At 30.6% G+C, this 15,372-nt stretch carries 15 protein-coding genes; 13 read left to right on the forward strand and 2 right to left on the reverse strand.

Going from position 1 to position 15,372, the window contains the following annotated elements:
* Nucleotides 1–149 precede the first annotated feature (149 nt).
* The 5 genes from rffA to QMG30_RS22880 all read left to right on the forward strand — a co-directional run bounded on the left by rffA (nt 150) and on the right by QMG30_RS22880 (nt 5,330).
* On the forward strand, nt 150–1,292 hold the full coding sequence (gene rffA / locus QMG30_RS22860; RefSeq protein ID WP_281819422.1) for a dTDP-4-amino-4,6-dideoxygalactose transaminase: 1,143 nt from the start codon (nt 150–152) through the stop codon (nt 1,290–1,292).
* Complete coding sequence (locus tag QMG30_RS22865) at nt 1,273–2,043, forward strand: glycosyltransferase family 2 protein (protein ID WP_281819479.1); 771 nt, start codon at nt 1,273–1,275, stop codon at nt 2,041–2,043. Before rffA ends, QMG30_RS22865 begins: the two co-directional genes overlap by 20 nt.
* A gap of 112 nt (nt 2,044–2,155) precedes the next feature.
* Nucleotides 2,156–3,409: an ATP-grasp domain-containing protein gene (locus QMG30_RS22870; RefSeq protein ID WP_281819424.1), complete on the forward strand. Its 1,254-nt coding sequence runs from the start codon at nt 2,156–2,158 to the stop codon at nt 3,407–3,409.
* A 230-nt stretch (nt 3,410–3,639) separates the two neighbouring features.
* Nucleotides 3,640–4,572, forward strand: coding sequence for an ABC transporter substrate-binding protein (locus QMG30_RS22875; protein ID WP_281819427.1), 933 nt, complete (start codon nt 3,640–3,642; stop codon nt 4,570–4,572).
* Entirely contained in the window at nt 4,563–5,330 is a 768-nt protein-coding gene (locus QMG30_RS22880) for an ABC transporter permease (RefSeq protein WP_281819428.1), read from the forward strand. Before QMG30_RS22875 ends, QMG30_RS22880 begins: the two co-directional genes overlap by 10 nt.
* Nucleotides 5,331–5,655: 325 nt before the next feature.
* Here QMG30_RS22880 and QMG30_RS22885 read toward each other — a convergent pair whose 3' ends face one another.
* Complete coding sequence (locus QMG30_RS22885; protein WP_281819429.1) at nt 5,656–7,227, reverse strand: ArnT family glycosyltransferase; 1,572 nt, start codon at nt 7,225–7,227, stop codon at nt 5,656–5,658.
* A gap of 457 nt (nt 7,228–7,684) precedes the next feature.
* Between QMG30_RS22885 and QMG30_RS22890 the strand changes: the two genes are divergently transcribed.
* The 3 genes from QMG30_RS22890 to QMG30_RS22900 all read left to right on the forward strand — a co-directional run bounded on the left by QMG30_RS22890 (nt 7,685) and on the right by QMG30_RS22900 (nt 10,149).
* Complete coding sequence (locus QMG30_RS22890) at nt 7,685–8,596, forward strand: sulfurtransferase (protein ID WP_281819430.1); 912 nt, start codon at nt 7,685–7,687, stop codon at nt 8,594–8,596.
* Nucleotides 8,597–8,645: 49 nt separating this feature from the next.
* Nucleotides 8,646–9,683 carry a rhodanese-like domain-containing protein gene (locus QMG30_RS22895; protein WP_281819432.1) on the forward strand — a complete coding sequence of 346 codons (1,038 nt, stop codon included), beginning with the start codon at nt 8,646–8,648 and terminating at the stop codon, nt 9,681–9,683.
* 172 nt (nt 9,684–9,855) lie between these two features.
* Nucleotides 9,856–10,149, forward strand: coding sequence for a hypothetical protein (locus QMG30_RS22900; RefSeq protein ID WP_281819434.1), 294 nt, complete (start codon nt 9,856–9,858; stop codon nt 10,147–10,149).
* Nucleotides 10,150–10,304: 155 nt separating this feature from the next.
* On the opposite strand, the gene QMG30_RS22905 is transcribed toward QMG30_RS22900, so the two are convergent.
* The gene (locus QMG30_RS22905; RefSeq protein WP_281819436.1) at nt 10,305–11,432 is read right to left on the reverse strand and encodes a hypothetical protein; all 1,128 of its coding nucleotides are present in this window, start codon (nt 11,430–11,432) and stop codon (nt 10,305–10,307) included.
* A gap of 155 nt (nt 11,433–11,587) precedes the next feature.
* Between QMG30_RS22905 and QMG30_RS22910 the strand changes: the two genes are divergently transcribed.
* From QMG30_RS22910 to QMG30_RS22930, 5 genes are all read left to right on the forward strand, one after another.
* Nucleotides 11,588–11,818: a hypothetical protein gene (locus tag QMG30_RS22910; protein WP_281819438.1), complete on the forward strand. Its 231-nt coding sequence runs from the start codon at nt 11,588–11,590 to the stop codon at nt 11,816–11,818.
* 174 nt (nt 11,819–11,992) lie between these two features.
* On the forward strand, nt 11,993–12,892 hold the full coding sequence (locus QMG30_RS22915; protein ID WP_281819439.1) for a helix-turn-helix transcriptional regulator: 900 nt from the start codon (nt 11,993–11,995) through the stop codon (nt 12,890–12,892).
* Between the two features lie 69 nt (nt 12,893–12,961).
* A complete protein-coding gene (locus tag QMG30_RS22920) occupies nt 12,962–13,657 on the forward strand; it encodes a DUF3795 domain-containing protein (RefSeq protein WP_281819440.1) in 696 nt (231 codons plus the stop codon).
* A gap of 467 nt (nt 13,658–14,124) precedes the next feature.
* Nucleotides 14,125–14,550, forward strand: coding sequence for a MarR family winged helix-turn-helix transcriptional regulator (locus tag QMG30_RS22925; RefSeq protein ID WP_281819441.1), 426 nt, complete (start codon nt 14,125–14,127; stop codon nt 14,548–14,550).
* Between the two features lie 17 nt (nt 14,551–14,567).
* Nucleotides 14,568–15,365 carry a transporter substrate-binding domain-containing protein gene (locus QMG30_RS22930; protein WP_281819443.1) on the forward strand — a complete coding sequence of 266 codons (798 nt, stop codon included), beginning with the start codon at nt 14,568–14,570 and terminating at the stop codon, nt 15,363–15,365.
* The last annotated feature ends 7 nt before the right edge of the window (nt 15,366–15,372 follow it).

Below are 15,372 nucleotides of genomic sequence, written 5' to 3' on the forward strand. Positions count from 1 at the left end.
TAAAACTCCTTTTATTGTAAATTCAGGGTCGGCATGTTAATAAGCAAATTATAACATAATTGCTTATAAACTAAAACATGACATTTATCAATTATTAAAAGTATTAACATATTAATAAAAAGCTAAATAATTACTAGAGGTGGTTACAATTGGAAATACCTTTCAACAAACCTTATTATACATATAAGGCAATAGAAAACATAGATAATGTGATAAAAAGTGGAAAGATAGGAGCAGACGGTTATTATACCAGTAAATGCAGAGAACTGTTAGAAAAGAGATTAAATGCAAAAAATCTATTATTTACCACTTCTTGTACCCATGCACTTGAATTGGCAGTAAAGCTGATAGACCTGAAGAAAGATGAGCAAGTCATCATGCCCTCATATACTTTTCCGTCCACAGCCAATTGTGTATTAGCTGATGGGGGAAAGGTTGTATTTACTGAAGTCAATCATGATGATTTATGTATAGACACTTCCAAGATAGAAGAAAAAATAACTCCCATGACTAGAGCCATTATAGTGGTTCACTATGGAGGAAGCCCATGTGATATGGATAAGATAATGGATATAGCCAATAGAAATGACCTTTTTGTCATTGAAGATGCAGCTCAGGGATTGTTCAGTACTTATAAGGGACGACAGCTAGGTACTATAGGACATTTTGGATGTTATAGTTTTCACGAAACCAAAAACGTTTCTTGTGGTGAAGGCGGAGCCATTCTGATTAATTCCAATGATGAACATCTTATAAGAAGGGCAGAATATATAAGGCAGAAGGGTACTAACAGAATAGATTTCAATAATAAAAATGTGGAATTCTATCAATGGGTTGATGTAGGTTCTAGTTATTGCCCATCTGAGATGTTAATGGCTTATTTATACGCACAACTGGAAAGTATGGATATCATTCATAAAAAGAGGCTAAACATATTCAATAGATATGTGAATGTGTTGGATAAGATAAAGTCTGATAAAATCTTTTTCTATTCTAAAGGAAATGACGAAGAAGATTTTAATGCCCACATTTTTTATATTATATTCAAGAAAGCTGATTATGCTGATGGATTCATTGATATATTAAAAGATAATGATATTATGGCGTATAGACATTTTGTCCCATTGCATCTAAGTAAAATGGGATTAGCACTAGGTTATCAAGAAAATGATTTCCCTTACGAAAGGGACTTGTATAAAAAGCTTGTAAGACTCCCCATATATGCTGATATGACAGAAGAAGAGCTATCCAAAGTAGAAGAAAAAATCATTGATGCAATTAAAGAAATCTGAGGTAATGAAGAAAGGAATCACTATGATATCAATAATAATACCAGTATATAATAGTGAAAAAACCATAAAAAAAGTTTGTGAAAAAATTATCAAGGTGATAGGGGATAGTAATATAGATTACGAAATCATCTTAATAGATGATTATAGCATAGATAAAAGTTATGAAATCATGAAAAGTCTTAACAAACAGTATGAACATATAACATGTATCAAGTTGAAACACAACTACGGACAGCAGAATGCTTTGTTATGTGGACTTAGACATGGTCATGGAGATTATTTTGTAACTATAGATGATGATCTCCAGAACATGCCAAAGGATATCATGACTCTAATAAAAAAATTGAATCAAGGTTATGATGTGGTATATGGCATACCAGATACAAGGGTTCATAAGAATTATAGAAGTATCGGCACGAAACTGAAAGAGCTAATGTTTTCTCTAATACTCAGAAAGCCTTTCAATATCAAGCTGACTTCATTTCGTATAATAAAAAGAAGTATTGTTGATAAGATTGCCAAAGAAGAAGCCTCTTGTGTATATCTATCAGCATCTATACTGAAATATACCAGAAACATTGGAAACGTATATGTTCCTTACTATAATAGAATATATGGAAAATCCAATTATGATTTTAGGAAATTATATAAACTGTTTTTCAATATTTTAGTATATTATGGTAATATGAAATTGTTCAACAGATATAAAAAAAATTCTCCCCAATATATAATTGATGAGATATTGAAATAATATATCTGAATGTTAATATACATGTAGCTAATAAAAGAACGGAAAAATAGCTCAGGCAAGAAACTCATGGATATCTATAGCTTGAGCAAAATGAAAGGATTAGATTACAGTCATGAAATTAATGATATTAGGCGCATCTGGTGCTCAACTTAATGCTATAAAAAGAGCTAAAAAAATGGGTTATAAAGTATTGGCCACAGATTATTATACCGATTCACCTGGAAAATCAATCGCAGATGAATGTGGTTTGGCAAGTACTTTCGATTATGACGAATGTCTAGAAGTCGCTGAAAAAGCCAGCATTGATGGTATAATGACTACAGGTACAGACCAACCTGTATATACAGTCAATAGAATTGCAGAAAAACTGGGGTTACCTCAGTTTATATCAGTAGATACAGCTTATGGAGTGACCAATAAGCGGTATATGAAAGAAAAATACAAAAAAGCCAATATACCCACTACAGATTATCGTATAATAAAAAAAGATTTCAAAGATGAAGAATTACAAGGACTGAAATTCCCTGTTGTAGTAAAACCCTTTGATTCTCAAGGTCAGAGAGGAATATTTAAACTAAATACCATAAAAGACGTGAGAAAACGTTTTGATGATGTCATAGAATATTCCAGAGAAGATGCCATTCTAGTTGAAAGCTACTACAAGAATGATGAGATAACTGTAAGTGGCTGGGTCAGGAACGGACAAGCAAAAGTACTGACAATAACTGATAGAGTCACTTTTGGAGACGATAAAAACATAGGAATATGCTCATCCCATGAATTTCCATCAAAACATTATAAAAGATATAAAGACGAATTCATAGATCTGACACAAAAAATTGTAGATGCCTTCCATATATCAGAAGGACCAATATATTTCCAAATGTTCGTTGGTGACGAAGGAATAAAAGTCAATGAAATCGCCTGTAGAATCGGTGGCGCATACGAAGATGAATTCATTCCACTTATAACAGGTGTAGATATACTTAAAATGGTTATAGACGGTATTATGGGACAAGATATAGATTATACACAACTAGAAAAATACGACATGAAAAACAACAAAAACCATCTCACCGTACAACTATTCTTCGCTAACTCTGGTACCGTAACATCAATTACCCCAAAAGAAGATATTCTAGAATTAGATGGTGTTCATAACATGAACTACAATTATAAAGAAAATGACTATATCAAACCTATGGAAAATGCTTCTGTAAGAGCTGGTTATGTTATTGTAACAGGAAAGAGCAACGAAGATATACAAACCAAAGTAAATAATGTCTACAAAAAAATGCTAATGCTAGATAACCAAGGCAACAATCTAATTATCAATGGACATCATTATAAACGTTATGTAGAATAATATTTAATATAAAATGCAAAACTTATTTTACTAAACTAAATAATCCTTTAACTTCCCCTTGGTTACAACGAAGGGTATAAGTGTTAATAATCACGCAGACCGACCGTTTCTCAGGGTAAGGCAAGTGATTATTAACACTTATACCCTGACCTACCAACTATCGTTAACTATATATAACTAAATATTCATATAGCAACAAGTATTATTATAGACAGAAAGGATGACATGTAATGAAATCAAAATTCATATTGGCAATAATAATCATCATGTTATTAATGACAGCTTGTGGAAAAAAACATGATAATACTGTAAAAATTGCCCAACAATATGGTCTAGCCTATGCTCCCATCCAGATTATGAAAGAAAAAGGATTCCTAGAAGAAGCTCTCCCCAACAATAAAATCGAATGGGTTAAACTCTCCAATACAGCAGCTATACGTGAAGCTGTCCTGGCAGACAATCTAGATGTAGGTTTTATGGGAATACCACCCTTTTTAATAGCACTAGATAATGGTATGAAATGGAAAATGATGACAGGTCTTTCTAGTTGTCCTATAGGTTTAGTTACATATGACCCTAATATAAAATCACTAAAAGACTTCGCACCAACAGATAAAATAGCTCTTCCACAGCCTGGTAGTATACAACACATACTATTAGCTATGGCATGTGAAAAAGAACTAGATAAAGCAGATGCTCTAGATAATCAATTAGTCTCTATGAAACACCCTGACGGTTTCTCCGCACTATTTGCCAAACAAGATATAAAAGCACACTTTACTTCACCACCCTATCTGTTCGAGGAATTAGCTGATGAAGACAATCATATGGTTGTATCTGGTGAAGAAGCAATGGGGACCGAATTCACTTTCATAGCAGGAGCTTGTACAGAAGACTTCTATAAAAACAACCAAGAAGAATATAATGCTATAAAAGAAGCAGTAAAAAAAACCATAGAATATATGGAAAACAATAAAGAAGAAACCCTTGATATATTATCAGACTTATACCAAATGGATAAAGAAAAAGTAGAAAGTTATATCAACTATGAAGGTATGGAATACTATACAGACATTAAAGGTGTTGATGAATTCATAGATTTCATGGTAAGGAACAACTACCTGGAAAAATCCTACAAAAGTGAAGAGGTCATATGGCAATGAGAAAAAAATACTTACATCGAATAATGTGGTTAGGACTGATATTAATCATATGGGAAGCCGTTTATTACTCCAATATGTATGCCAGACAAATATTCCCTTCAATAGAACAGATAATAAAATCACTTGCCAGTAGTATTACAAAAGGTGATTTACTGATGCAGGTAGGATTCTCATTCATAATCATACTGAAAGGTTTGATTATTGGAATAATCCTAGCTGTACTATTCAGCTTCCTAGACTATTTCTTCAAGAAATTCAGCAGTTTCCTAGATACCATCATAGGCATACTCCACCCTCTTCCAGGAATAGCCCTCCTACCACTAGTAATAATATGGTTCGGTGTAGGAGAAAAAGCCATACTCTTCATCATAATACACTCGGTACTATGGCCTATGACCATCAACATGAAAACAGGCTTCAGATCAGTAGACAAAGAATATATAGAAGTATCCAAAAACCTAGGCATGAACATCTGGCAAATCTTCTACTATGTACTTATCCCCCTCAGCCTAATGCATATAGTATCAGGCTTAAAAATCGGCTGGTCCAGATCATGGCGAGCACTAATCAGCTCCGAAATGGTCTTCGGAGCCATCGGCCCATTTGGCGGCCTGGGTTGGTTTATCTTCGAAAAAAGAGTCTACATGGATACCGCCGGAATGTACGCAGGCCTATTAGTAATAATAATCATAGGCATGATCATGGAAGACCTTATCTTCGGAAGAATGGAAAAAGCCTGTACCAAAATATATAGCTAATATAATATTCTAACACACTAAAAGAATTTTAAAATTTTATAATAAATGATAATAAAACAACTAGATTAAGTATAATAAAGATATGAGTACTGAGTACAGCATAATAATACCCCACATAAATCAATCCTAATATACACTAAAATCTCTTCCCAACATACTTAAGAGCCCCACCAAAATACAAAAACCATATATAGTGATAAGAACGACTTTTACAGCTTGTTGCCATTTCTTCAAATCAGATAAAAGCAACAAATGTAACTAGAGTGATTATCACTATATATGGTTTCCCTACAAAACCGTTGTCTCCTAACAACAAACTAATCTCTCACTTCTCTACCCTATAAATCCACACCCCCCACTCATAATCCATCATATACCTACTTATCCTAATCCCATACAAAGAATCCCTGAACTCATGAACCAACCTACAATTCTCTTCAATAAACCTCTTCATATCATCATAATAATAATCTTCCCCATACAAAATACTCCATCCACTATTTCTATGGATATAATCCAATTCTTCCATAAATACAATGTACTCAATGTTATTATGGTTTATATAATCTTCAAAAGACATATTATTCTCTTCCAAATATGTCAAATTTCTATAATCCAATAACATACCATTCTCAAAATAGAATTCCATATTAAGATTACCAAGTGTTTTAACCCCTTGAGGAATAATCTCTAATTCATCAAGATAATCATTATAATCATAACGACCATACACACTACACTCTTCAAAAGTAAGATAGAAAGAAAAACCAATCAATATTACCATAAATATAATCATAAACTTCTTACTATAATTGATAATGTTGCTAAAAAGCGCAAATACAAGTAAATAGAAAAACGGAAAAACAAAGACAACATTAGTCTGATTATATCTACCTATTATTATAAAACCTATATTAATGCCAACAATACATATCAATAATTTCAGAATCATCAAGTTATCAGGCAAACAATCATCATCAATAACTTTCTTGATTAAACGACTAATAATCAGATAAACAATGGAAATAAGAAATACAATACCAAACACATTAAGATATACTTTTATAGGTGGTGTATAATAAGTACCACTAATTCCATTAAACAAATTCATATAATAATTAGGCATTGTTAATATTTTATCAATTATGCTAGACGATACTCCCAATGATTCTCCAAAACTAGTATAATGACTGATAAAATCAGCATCACCTATAAAACTCAATATTACGAATATCAATGCAGTCAAACCAGTTGTCCCAATCAAAATTAATAGATTACGCACTTTTTTATGCTTATAGATTATATCAATCACATACAGCAACCCAAAAACAATAGCTACTACAAAACTGTTAGGATGAATACCAACTGACAAACCTATGATGAGTCCAAGAAATATATGAGTATTTCCACCCCTACTTCTTGATAGATAATAATAAAATCCAAGCATTAAGACAAACACAATAATAATTTCCTGTCTAGCGAAATGGGAAGCATATATGAATTGTATATTAAAACTCAATAATACAGTGATAAGAATGGAATACAAATAGTTACCAAACAACTTACAACATATTTTATAGAACAATAACAAAGAAATTGTACCGAATATAAGAGAAATCAATCTTACAGAGAAAATGTCATAACCGAAAATAAGTATAAAAGGCATCTGAATCAAATGAAACAATACTTTTATACAATGAGGAAACCTAGGAAACAGATCAAAAAAAGTTTCAGTAGCAAAGATTGATCCATTCTCCATCATATTTCTTGTTAATCCACTAAGCCAAGGTTCATCTGAATGAACAAAGGGAAATATTTCTAGATAATTCAAACTAATGATAAAGTATAATATTAGATATAGAACAATTATAAAAGTATATTTTTTAGATTTATTCATCACATTCAATCCTTTGATTACATATTTTGGCAGTTTGCATTTTTATTAACATAGTTACTATATTATATCATAACCCTTTAATAAAATACATGTTGCCTACCCTATTAAAGTATTAAATGTTGTATCAGTAAATCTTATAACCATTGCCATGTTTATGGTGTATAATTGTATTCATAAGAAAAAGTGTTGTGATTAACAATTTCCCGGATTGTATATTATTTAACAATGTTAGCTGTTAAATAACTAACGAATTATTACAACGAAGAGACTTAATAGATGGATTGAATGAAATAGTTTGAGTTATAAGACTATATACCATTGATTCATGACATAAATGTTAATCTTGTATTCTACATTACAGTATGGATACTAATATAATTCAGAAAAATATTTTTGCCTTGATTAGTGGAACATGGAACTAATGATATAAGTCAAAAATATATAGGAGGAGTTAGGCATGAACTTCAAAACTAAACATAAAAGAGGTATTTTGATTCCTCTGCTTATTGTGTTTGTTTTGCTTTTTACTTCCTGTAATAAAACAAGTTATGAAGGAAGTAATAATGTTGTAGAACCAACTGAAGTCAAAGAAACTATGAATAATAGTGATGTTATAGTTATTGATGCTAGATCCGAAGAAGACTATGCAAAAGGACATCTTGAAGGTGCTATAAGTCTTAATCCAGATAAGCTTACTATATCAGAACCTGTTAATGGTATGTTAGCTCCGAAAGAACAAGTTGAAGAAGTACTAAGTGAAAAAGGAATTTCTAATGATAGTACAGTATATATCTATGATAATAGCGGCGGAGTATACTCCGGTCGTGTTTGGTGGGTACTGAAGATTTATGGCCACGAGAATGTGAAAGTCATTAATAATGGTCAAAAAGGTCTAGAACTTGCTAATCTTCCTATGTCACTTGAAGTACCAGAGTTATCATCAACTGATTATGTAGCAAAAGATGCTGATGAAGACATGATCGCTACAATGGATTATGTAAAAGCTATTGCTGAAAATGATAAAAGTAAAGAAAAAATTATAGATGTAAGAAGTAAAGCAGAATATGATGAGGGTGCTATACCAAATGCTATTTTCTATCCTCATACAAAGAATTTATATACTGATGGAACATTCAAATCAGCTAGAGACACTTATCTATTCTATAATGATTTAGGTCTTGAAAAAGATGATACAATAATTCTCTATTGCAAATCATCATTCCGTGCTGCTCAAACAGCACTAATACTTGATGAAGCTGGTTTTGAAAATGTAAAAGTATATGATGGAGCATGGTTGGAATGGTCTTCTGGCGATATGCCAACAGAAAAAGAAGAAACCACAGTACCTAGTGCTCAAGATGCTTCATAGATCATCATAAATTTATATACTTAATTTTATTAAATATGGAGGGAACATGATGAAAAAACTTAATAAATTAATAGTATTACTTTTATTGGTAGTAATGGTATTAAGCGTTGCAGGTTGTGGTTCTAAAGATAAAGATTCTACAAGTTCAATGGATTTAGGCAATAATACTGAATCTACAACATCAAAAGATTCTACAGACGATGAAAAAGATGATACATCCAAAGATTCAGAAAGTGATGCTGCAAAAGATGAAGAAAAAGATAGCAATGAAGCTTTTTCTATTGAAGAAGGAGTTAATGCTTATTTCGCAAATATGCCTGAGCATATCTACAAAATAAGCCAAAAAGAATTCATAGATAAAGTAAAAGCTGATGATGACATGGTAATAGTAGATATTCGTACAGCAGAAGATTACAAAAAAGGTCATGTAAAAGGAGCTTACAATGCACCTTGGGGACCAGCTATCGCAGAAAACATCACAAAAATATCACAAGACAAAGATGTATTCATTTACTGTTATTCAGGACAGACAGCAGGTCAAGCAGTAATGACATTGAATTTAGCTGGAATCAATGCAAGAAGTGTTAACTTAGGATTTAATTTTGGTATTTCTAAAGTTGAGGGATATGAAGATGTTATAGAAGAAACAGTTAATGAATTCGGTGACGAAAATTATGATGTGCCTGAAGAAGTTAAGACAGCATTAACAGAATACTATAACGGATTAGCAGAAGTAAAAGATACTAAATTCAAGAATTATAAAGTATCAGAAGAAGATTTAAAAGATATGGTTGATAACAAAGAAGATTTCTGTCTATTATCAATCAGAGGTGAAAAAGATTACAACGAAGGCCATATAGATGGAGCCAAGAATATACCTTGGGGAGCAGGAATGGAAAAACAATTCTCTACTCTACCAAAAGATCAAAAAATAGTAGTTTACTGCTATACTGGACAGACAGCAGGTCAAACAGTAGCAGGACTCAGATTATTAGGATATGATGCTTGTTCACTTAACGGTGGATTAGGTATGGAAGCTAATGCTCCACTTGGATGGATCAATAATGAATTTGAAGTAGTAAAATAATATAATTTACAAAACTGTCAGTAGAAGTCTACTGGCAGTTTTTTGATATAAAAAATTAAGATGTCGTGTTAATGTCGCCTTATTTAATGTTAATATCAAAATAAGTTAACGATCACAGTTAACTAAAACATATAAATTGCAATTTATAAATAATCTATGAGAAGGTGTTTATGTGATTGATAGTTCAAGAAAAATGAGTTATTCACTAGATAAGGACAATATGTTTAGACGACTTAATAATGACACATTCAAAACATCAGTAAAAATAAATCATAAAGAGGTAAAGAAAACTCCAGTAATTAATTATGCTGCAAAATCAAATTGTGACATCATGGTTACTAATTTTACCCTAGCAGAAGGGGAAACAGAACCATTAAAATCAGGAGGACCAGCTAAATTTACATTTCAAATAACTAATTATACCAGTGTTGACCCACACACCTACATCTTGCTATATATAAATTGAATGGTGCTTCCAGTTTTTCTAAAAATCCTGTTGGATACTGCCACTCTAATCATTATACTCCTTGTGAAAATGTTGATTCCCAATTCAATGGTTTTTGGTACAGTGGAAATAGGTCTTGTAACCTCAAATTTTTTGATCCTATCTACTATATTGTGTTAATAATAATATTCAATTAATATAATTTCTAGTTTTTCATCTAAGTGGAATACTAAATAGTCTCCCCCAAAAGAATAGATAATTTTTTTAGGAGTTTCATCAACGTATTCAATCATACCATAATTGCTTCCATGACTAATATTTCCATATAATGGTTTAACTGGTGTATCAAAATGCACAATGATTTCTTTTTGCTCATTTGGAAATTTATCAATGACTTCATTTAGACTATCACCAATTTTAATATCCCTTATAATACAGATATCTGGTTTATCAATAGTTATATGTTTTATAATATTATCTGGGTTAACAAATGATATACTATAACCATCATATATATTCTCTGTATAAGTTTCATCTCCTATATAGGGTATTATTTTACTTTCATTAGGCTCTCCAAAACTGCTATTAGGTTCATAGAATAAAAAATGATTGATTCTGTTACCGTTTAGCATTAATTCACGAGTATAAAAAGGCATTTTATTTAATATGTTGGTATTGTCATTTTTGTTTAGAGTAATAGTATGTTGCTTTTCATAAGATTCATATGAGTAAGTTATTATAGAATGATTATCGTTAAAATTAATTTTACCCTTGACCGAAGAATATATATCAACACAAGAATTATCCGTTATATTAAATTCTGCAATATTTTCAGAAATAAATATAGCTTTGCCATTAAAACCATATTGACTATATTGTTGTTCATCATAACCCCATTCATAATATTTAAAATCAAAGTCCTTATCAGTTTTATTAGATATAACCATTATGGATTCATAACTGTTTATAGGAGACTCCCATATTTCCTCTTTATTTGAACAAGTTTTATTTACAAGATCTTTTTCTTGTTTCTGGTCAAGATTCTCGCTACATGTTAATGTATCACTAGTAGCATTATTTTTTTCTGCATAGGTATTAACAGAGTTACTACGTGATTGAATGATTTCTTTACTAGATGCATCATTATTAATTATGGACTTTTTGTCAGTCATATTATTTTCTATAGATTCATTATTAGTGTTGATTTCATTGTCAGTTAAACTTGTTTGCATAGATGACGAACAACCAGTTATTATTATTATATATAATAACAATTCAGATAATAAATATTTCAACATTCTCAATGATATAACCCCCAAATCAATATATTATCTATTTCTAATTATAACATTATTTGGAACTAAATGTATATAATCATTTGTAATTGGATAACTTGATAATATAATAGCTATTTCAGTGCTATATATAAAATTATTTAATAATAAGGCAGGTAATTATAATGAAAACTATTTTAGGATTCAAAGTGAGCAATAGACTAGAAGAAGTTGATAGAGTGCAAGATGTTCTTACAGAAAAAGGTAATATCATTGATACCAGGTTAGGATTACATCAAGATTCTGAAGAAGGAATCATACTATTAGAACTCAACGAAGATAATGGATGTGAAGAATTGGAAAGCAAATTAAATTCTATTGAAGGTATTGAAGTAAAGAAGATAACTTTTTCATAAAAAATAAAAGGATTTATTTCATAGGATTTAATATTATGGGATAAGCCTTTTTTTGTTTTTGGTCATTAATAAGAATAAGAACAGTTTTTGTAATTTTAAACAGACAAGTTATAGAATATTGTTAAAAACAAGTATACTTGATATAATTAGAAAAAACGTATGGAGCTGGTTAAGATGAAAATTGATAGGTTGATGGGGATATTATTGATATTATCTAGAAAAGGAAAGGTTACAGCTCCTTATTTAGCTGAGCATTTTGAAGTTTCCAAAAGGACTATCAATAGAGATATTGAAACACTTTGCATGGCTGGTGTACCCATTATTACCCGCCAGGGCAGTAATGGAGGAATATTAATCCAAGAAGGTTATAACTTTGATAAAGCTATCTTGAGTAAAGAAGAATTAACGAAAATAATAACTGGATTGAATGCACTTAATAGCATAGATAGTTCATCTGATACAAGTAATATTTTAGATAAATTATACTCAGGTAATAGTGGTATAAACGATATTATTGACATAGAACTAGGTTCTTTTTATACGGAAAGTGTTTCTAGAAAAATAAGAATGGTACAAGAGGCAGTAAAAAAATCCTATAAAATACAGTTCATATATTATAGTAGAAGAGGTAAATCAAATAAGATTGTTGACCCTTATAAAGTAGTATATAAGTGGCAGAACTGGTATCTATACGCATTTTCTGATAAAGTTAATGAATTTAGATGGTATAAGCTTAATAGATTGTGGGATTTACAGATAACCAAAGATAATTTTATCCTTAAAGAAATCAATAAAGATATAACTGAAAAAATGGATGATATCTTTTTATGTAATTATGTATTAAAAGCATCCTTTGACAAAAGTGTTGAATATATTCTGGTTGAGAATTATGAGAATGAAAGTTATATAGAACAAGATGACGGTAGATTATATTTTGAAAGAGATTTTACCAATTTTGATTTCATGTTAAGTTGGGTTCTGAGTTTTGGTGATAAAGTGATTGTTTATGAACCTGAGTGTCTTATTGAAAAAATTAAAGAGATAACTGATTTTAACCGTAACCAATATATCTGACTCAACATGACATACAGCTGTCACGTTTGTTATGCCATAATGGAGGTATAATACGTGGAGGTGTATAGAGTGAGATTACATGAAACAATAAAAAAGACAAATGATATTCTGAAGAAAAGTGAAGTTGGTTATGTTGGTTATATTAAAGGTGATGGATTCCCTAGTGTTGCAACACGTTCTTTTTGTGGGATACCTAATATCCTTCATAGTCATATCAGTACAGCAAGTAATGGCAATTTAGCAAAGGCTATAGTTATTAATAATAAGATGAGTATTTGCGTTCATGAAGGAAATGATAATATAACATTGATTGGAACTGCTCATATCATTACTGATATGAAAGTGAAACAGACAATGTGGGTAGATTGGTTTATCAATCATTATCCAGAAGGTGTCACTGACCCCAATTATATGCTTATTGAATTTCGTGCAGATAGACTATCATTATGGGTGGATAGAGAATGTGTAGAAATATCATTGACAGATATCATGGAGATACAATCTAATTGCGGATCCATGTGTAATACATGTGATTACAAGTACAGTCATGGTTGCCAAGGTTGTATTGCACTAAAAGGTAAACCTTTTTGGGGAACATGTCCAGTCTCAAAATGTTGCCAAGATAAAGGTTATGATCATTGTGGACAATGTCCAGATATGCCTTGTGAACTACTTAAGAGTTTTTCTTGTGGTGATGATAAAGAATGTGATAAACCTAAAGGATCAAGACTAGAAATTCTAGAAATGTGGAGTAAATTAAAGTAAAGGACTAATATCAATAAAGTTTATTTATGTAATATCAAAATTTATTACTTTTCAAGCCATATAGAATAAAAAATTATATTTTTAGAAGCAAGGCAACTCATTATGTGAGTTAGCCTTATTTATTTGTACGAAGAATTACTTTGCATTTAAAGATTTTTATGAAAATTAATGTTCTAAAAAAAACAGATGATATTTCTCATTTAACTATTCATATATTGGTTTTTCATTGATGATTCAAAAAAATTATTATGCAGTATTTATTTTTATTCCAAATGGAAATTCATATGTACTATCTGTATTTGATAAAAATTTAATAATTGAGTATACTTTTATTAGATAATATAAAATTTTTCAATAAAATGTAAAAAAAATTTTATATATTTATACTTGACATTACTTGGATATCCAAGTATAATCTAAAATAAACTTGGATGTCCAAGTATTTTATTATAAAAGGATGTGTAATTGTGAAAGCTGATAATACATTATATTTAATTGGAAGGGTTAGAGTCCTCATAAATCAATTTATAATTTCAGAATTGAAGAAACAAGGAATTACGGGAATTGTACCTTCTCATGGTAAAATAATCTTATCGCTTTTAGAAAAAGAAAATTTAACAATGAGTGAATTAGCTGGTAACATTGGTAAAGATCCTTCTACCATTACGACTTTGGTTAAAAAACTTAATGATCTTGGTTATACCCATATGATTAAAGATACTGTTGATAAACGTGTTAACAGGGTATCTTTAACATCAAAAGGTAAGGATTTGGAACAAGCCTTTGTTGTCATATCTGAAAAAATTTATAATAGACAATATAATAATATTGCAGACGAAGAAAAAGAAATTTTTAGAGAAGTATTAAGAAAGATGATAGATAATTTTAGTTAGAAAAAGGAGGTTAATTTATGAAGAAATTAGTACCCATAGTATTAATCATACTACTTGGTTCGACGATATTAGCTAGTTGTAAATCAAAAACAGAAGACAATACGTTAACAATAGGTATGGAACTTGCTTATCCTCCGTTTGAAACAAAAGACGAAGAAGGAAATCCAACAGGTGTAAGTGTTGATTTAGCAAAAGCTTTAGGTGAGTATTTGGATAGACCAGTTATAATTGAAAACATTAATTGGGACGGACTTATACCTTCACTTCAGACAGGCAAAATTGATGCTGTAATATCATCAATGACAATAACCGAAAAACGAAGAGAAGTAATTGATTTCTCAGAGCCTTATGCTGATGCTTATCTTGGTTTATTGGTGAATAAGAATTCCAATATAAACAGTATTGAAGAGTTAAATCAAAAAGGCAAAGTCATCAGTGTAAAAAAAGGTACTACAGGTTATCTATATGCAACCAATAACCTTATGAATACTAAGATTAACGCACTTTCTTCTGAAAATGCATGTGTAGTTGAAGTTACACAAGGTAAAGCTGATGCATTCATATATGACCAGCTAACAATTTACCGTCAGAATAAATTAAACGAAGAAACCACAAAAGCATTATTGATACCATTTCAAGATAGCGAAAATTGGGGTATTGGTGTCAAGAAGGACAATACTGAATTGCTTAACAGCATAAATGATTTTTTGAAGGATTTTAAAGAGAATAATGGATTTGATGATATAACAGAAAAATATCTAAAAGAGGAAAAACAAACATTCGATGAGCTTGATTTTCCATGGTTTTTCGATTAGGGAGAAA

The organism is Vallitalea longa, assembly GCF_027923465.1.
Classification (GTDB): domain Bacteria; phylum Bacillota; class Clostridia; order Lachnospirales; family Vallitaleaceae; genus Vallitalea; species Vallitalea longa.

Excerpts from the sequence above, each read along its gene's own strand:
- QMG30_RS22865 (WP_281819479.1), top strand. The coding sequence starts at position 1,273 with ATGCAATTAAAGAAATCTGAGGTAATGAAGAAAGGAATCACTATGATA.
- QMG30_RS22910 (WP_281819438.1), top strand. The coding sequence starts at position 11,588 with ATGAAAACTATTTTAGGATTCAAAGTGAGCAATAGACTAGAAGAAGTT.
- QMG30_RS22885 (WP_281819429.1), bottom strand. The coding sequence starts at position 7,227 with ATGAATAAATCTAAAAAATATACTTTTATAATTGTTCTATATCTAATA.
- QMG30_RS22875 (WP_281819427.1), top strand. The coding sequence starts at position 3,640 with ATGAAATCAAAATTCATATTGGCAATAATAATCATCATGTTATTAATG.
- QMG30_RS22895 (WP_281819432.1), top strand. The coding sequence starts at position 8,646 with ATGAAAAAACTTAATAAATTAATAGTATTACTTTTATTGGTAGTAATG.
- QMG30_RS22870 (WP_281819424.1), top strand. The coding sequence starts at position 2,156 with ATGAAATTAATGATATTAGGCGCATCTGGTGCTCAACTTAATGCTATA.
- QMG30_RS22880 (WP_281819428.1), top strand. The coding sequence starts at position 4,563 with ATGGCAATGAGAAAAAAATACTTACATCGAATAATGTGGTTAGGACTG.
- QMG30_RS22890 (WP_281819430.1), top strand. The coding sequence starts at position 7,685 with ATGAACTTCAAAACTAAACATAAAAGAGGTATTTTGATTCCTCTGCTT.
- QMG30_RS22930 (WP_281819443.1), top strand. The coding sequence starts at position 14,568 with ATGAAGAAATTAGTACCCATAGTATTAATCATACTACTTGGTTCGACG.
- QMG30_RS22915 (WP_281819439.1), top strand. The coding sequence starts at position 11,993 with ATGAAAATTGATAGGTTGATGGGGATATTATTGATATTATCTAGAAAA.